Origin of the sequence: Chryseobacterium sp. VD8 (genome assembly GCF_037149975.1) — a bacterium.
Taxonomy (GTDB): Bacteria; Bacteroidota; Bacteroidia; order Flavobacteriales; family Weeksellaceae; genus Chryseobacterium; species Chryseobacterium indicum.
Genome location: NZ_JBBCQL010000315.1, coordinates 1 through 4,000, shown reverse-complemented (window position 1 = coordinate 4,000; position 4,000 = coordinate 1). Strand labels below are relative to the sequence as shown.

Annotated in this window: 5 protein-coding genes; 3 read left to right on the top strand and 2 right to left on the bottom strand. The window is 36.1% G+C overall.

The window, feature by feature from the left end; translation table 11 throughout:
* Positions 1-140 precede the first annotated feature (140 nt).
* Positions 141-575: a lipocalin family protein gene (locus WFK35_RS21245; RefSeq protein ID WP_336689528.1), complete on the top strand. Its 435-nt coding sequence runs from the start codon at positions 141-143 to the stop codon at positions 573-575.
* A 33-nt stretch (positions 576-608) separates the two neighbouring features.
* Here the strand turns inward: WFK35_RS21245 and WFK35_RS21240 are convergent, their stop codons facing one another.
* A complete protein-coding gene (locus WFK35_RS21240) occupies positions 609-1,961 on the bottom strand; it encodes a DEAD/DEAH box helicase (protein ID WP_336734531.1) in 1,353 nt (450 codons plus the stop codon).
* A 33-nt stretch (positions 1,962-1,994) separates the two neighbouring features.
* On the bottom strand, positions 1,995-2,336 hold the full coding sequence (locus WFK35_RS21235) for a winged helix-turn-helix transcriptional regulator (protein ID WP_214589304.1): 342 nt from the start codon (positions 2,334-2,336) through the stop codon (positions 1,995-1,997).
* Positions 2,337-2,450: 114 nt separating this feature from the next.
* Here WFK35_RS21235 and WFK35_RS21230 point away from each other — a divergent pair, with 114 nt between their 5' ends.
* Both WFK35_RS21230 and WFK35_RS21225 read left to right on the top strand, forming a co-directional pair.
* Entirely contained in the window at positions 2,451-3,044 is a 594-nt protein-coding gene (locus WFK35_RS21230; protein WP_336734530.1) for an isochorismatase family protein, read from the top strand.
* Between the two features lie 61 nt (positions 3,045-3,105).
* On the top strand, positions 3,106-3,852 hold the full coding sequence (locus WFK35_RS21225; RefSeq protein ID WP_336734529.1) for a pirin family protein: 747 nt from the start codon (positions 3,106-3,108) through the stop codon (positions 3,850-3,852).
* Positions 3,853-4,000 lie beyond the last annotated feature (148 nt).

Sequence of the window (4,000 nt, the reverse complement as noted above, 5' to 3'; positions counted from 1 at the left end):
GTCTCGCTGGGGCTGAGATTAGATGTTTCTCTTCCGATTTTTAAAAAGTTTTAAAAAACTAGATGATTATTTTATTTAAAGATTTTTTTTTGTGTAGAGTTTGTTTTTTTTTTTTGCATCCTTAAAAATTATTTTTAAACTTGAAAAAAATCTTATTTCTTGCTATTTCGGCAGGTTTTCTTTTCACAGCCTGCAAAAGTGATGATGACGATGCATATGCATCTGTTGTAGGAGTCTGGAAGCCTTCCAGAGAAATGGCAGTTTCCGGAAAAAACGGAAGTACTATTTATAATGATCCTTCTTCAAGCTGCTACAAAAAAAGTACGTTTGATTTTAAATCGAACAATACAATGGTAAGCAACATTTTTGATGATGGAATGAGCGGAAATTGTGAAAATTTGGGAACAGATACTTCTTCTTATTCTTATGACCCGCTGAATAAACAGATCGTTATAGACGGCGAATCCAGTGAAGTTCTGAAGCTTACCAATTATGAAATGCATATTGTTTCAGATTACAGTGATGAAGACGGAGACGGAATCGACGATAAAATAGTTCTTGTCCTGATCCGATAAAAAAGCAAACTCCCGAAAAATTCGGGAGTTTTTTTATTTCTTTCTTTTGGATTTAGAAATTGATTTCTGCTGCGCTCTGTTGGCTCCAAATTTTTTAGGTGCTTTTCTTTTAGAAGGTCCGCCCCAGTTTTCTTTGGTATTTTTCGCTTTCTTTTCATGAAAAGCTCCTCCTCCTTCATTCAGTTTAACCTTCACAGGATTTTTCATGATTACCGTTTCTTCCTCTGAAGCGATTTTTTTAGGATTTATTTTTACTTCTTGCGGGAAATCGATGTATTTCAGTTCTTTATCCATCAATAATTCAATGTCGAGAGCTAAAGTTTCTTCTTTTTTGGTAACAAAAGTTATGGCTTTACCATCTTTGTCCGCCCTACCCGTTCTACCGATTCTGTGAATATATTGCTCCGGAATATCCGGCGTTTCAAAATTGATAACGTGCGTAATATCTGAAATATCAAGACCTCTTGCCATGACATCTGTCGTAATCAACCCTTTGATCTCTTCATTTTCAAAGCTTTTCATCGCTTTTAGTCTGTAATTCTGCGATTTATTGGAGTGAATCACATCAAACTGCTCAGGAAAAAGTTCATCAATTTTTGTGAATAAAAGATCTGCATTTCTTTTATTATTGGTGAAAATCAATACTTTGGACATATCGGTATCGGTTTTCAGCAAATACTCCAATAGATTGATCTTAGTGTTGAAATTCTCTACTTTGTAGGCAGTCTGCTCAATTTTTTCAAGCGGCGTTCCGGATTTTGCCAGTGAAATTTCGACAGGGCTTGCAAAGTACTCATCCAGCATTTCATCAACAGCTTCCGTCATGGTTGCAGAAAAAAGAATGTTCTGTCTTTTTTCCTTCATCATTTCGAAAATATGTGTCAACTGTGGTCTGAAACCTAGGTTCAGCATTTCGTCAAACTCATCAATAATCAGTTTCTGAACTTCCTTTAAAGAAATGGCATTATCAATTGCCAAATCCATTACTCTTCCGGGAGTTCCTACCAGAATATCGCATCCGTTATCAAATAACAATTTCTGGGTATTGATATTTTTTCCTCCATAAATCCCGATTACTCTTGCAGTGGTATTTTCCGTCAGTTTTTCTACGATCTCTGCAACCTGTACCACCAATTCTCTCGTAGGAACAAGCACCAAAACCGTAGGATTCCCCGATTTATTGTATTTCCATGTTTTAAGAACAGGTAAAAGATACGCCAGAGTTTTTCCTGTTCCCGTCTGTGCGATTCCCATTACATCACGTCCGGAAAGTATAGGTTTTAAGCTCTTTTCCTGAATAGGAGTAGGTTCAAATAAATTAAGATCTGCTAAAACATCAAGAATTTTAACCGGAAGGTCAAAATCTGCAAAAGTGAGTTTTTCCATTTTGCAAAGATAGACAATTAATTTTTGAAGCCCTTATTTTGCATTCCTGCTTTCATTAATAATTTTCTCGCGGTGTTTTTTGCCCCAATCCTGAATATGAACCAATACGGGTTTTAATGTAAGACCGTATTCCGTCATTTCATATTCTACCGTCACCGGAACAGTTGCAATAGCAGTTCTGGTTATCAGTCCGTTTATTTCCAAATCTTTTAGTTCAAGACTAAGCATTTTGGGCGTAATCTTTCCGATATCTCCCAATAAGTCTTTAAATCTCTTTTTTCCGCTGCATAAGCTATATAAAATGGGAAACTTCCATTTTCCGCCAATAACTTCCAGTGCATCCATTACCGGCTGAATTTCTATTTTCTCTTGCATTGCCTATTACTTAAATAACTATATTAAAGTATACTAATATACATTTTATACACTTATTGCAAAAGTATAGTAAGCATTTTAATTTTGCAATACATATTTAAAATAACAAAACAAATGAATACAACAAAATTCACATCAGACAACACAGCTTTATTGCTTATAGATCACCAAGTGGGAACAATGAAACTCATCAAAAATATTCCTCTGAAAGAAGTTGAAAAGAAAACACTGGCTTTGGCAAAAATGGCAAAAGTTCTGAATATTCCTGTTATATTTACAAGCAGTCAGGAATATGCCGCACAAGGACCTTTAATGCCCGCATTAGCAGAAATTCTTCCTGAGGCATTCGAAAAAAGAATAAAAAGAGAAGGAATTGTAAACTGTTGGGAGCATACAGACTTTCGGGATGCAGTCTTGGCAACTGGAAAGAAAAATTTAATTATGGCAGGAGTAACAACGGATGTCTGTCTTGTTTATCCGGCTATCAGTGCTGTTGAAGAAGGTTTTAATGTACAGGCTGTAATGGATGCATCCGGTTCTCCGTTTGATTTAAGTGAAAACCTAAGCCAGCAGAGAATGGCAAAAGCAGGAGTTATTTTAACAGCTACTAATACGCTTATGGCAGAAATTGCTGAAGACTGGGCAAGACCGGAAGGCGGAGAATTATTAGGAATCTTGTTTTCTGATGTTTTACCTTCTATGGCATAAATTAAGAATAAATGGGTCCTCAATTTAAGGATTCATTTATTTTTTTTAAAATAACTTTTTTATGTTCACAATAAATAAAGCTTCTGAAAGACAAAAAGCCGGACGCGGGGATTTTCATATTAATATTGTAATTCCCGGAAGAAATACGGCTGATCATGATCTTGGATTTTATAATTTAGGCAGATTTGATGATGCTCATCTTAAACCGGGCGCATTTGTAGGGATGCATCCTCACAGAAATGACGAAATACTTACGCTGATGCGAAGCGGTACAATGCTCCACAAAGACAGCACGGGTAAGGAAATCGCAGTAACACCGGAGAATTTAATGCTGATGAATGCAGGAAGCGGTATTTATCACGAAGAAAGTATTCCTGCTGAGAGGTTTACAGAAGATGTACGGCTTTTGCAGATTTTTATAAGACCTGAGAACGAAGACGATCTGCCACAGGTACAGTTTGCCAATGCCGGAAAATTAAGCAAGAATGAATGGCGGCTCGTAGCAGGCGTAAAAGGCAGTAATGCATCGCTTGAAATCAAAAGCAATATTTTGGTGTATGATATGGAAGCGGAAAAAAACGGCATCAGATTACCCGATTCATATTTTGAAAACTCTGTATATTTTATTTATATTTTCGACGGAAAACTGAATGTAAATGAAACTTCTCTGCAACAAGGCGACAGCGTCATTCTTGATAATATGTCCAAAATTTTATCTGTAGATGAAACCTGCACAATGGTTTGTTTTGAAATTGATAAAAACTCAACGTTTACAAGAAACGGAATGTATAGCGGAATGAAAAGATAAACAAAAGGGCTGAAATTTAAACTTCAGCCCTTTTTATAAATTATCTTTTCAAAATCTTAAAAGACATATCTCTTCCGTACCCCTGCATAATGGCGAGATTGATCCACGAAAGTGCAAATTTTTCCAGCAGTTCTACTTTATCCGCTTT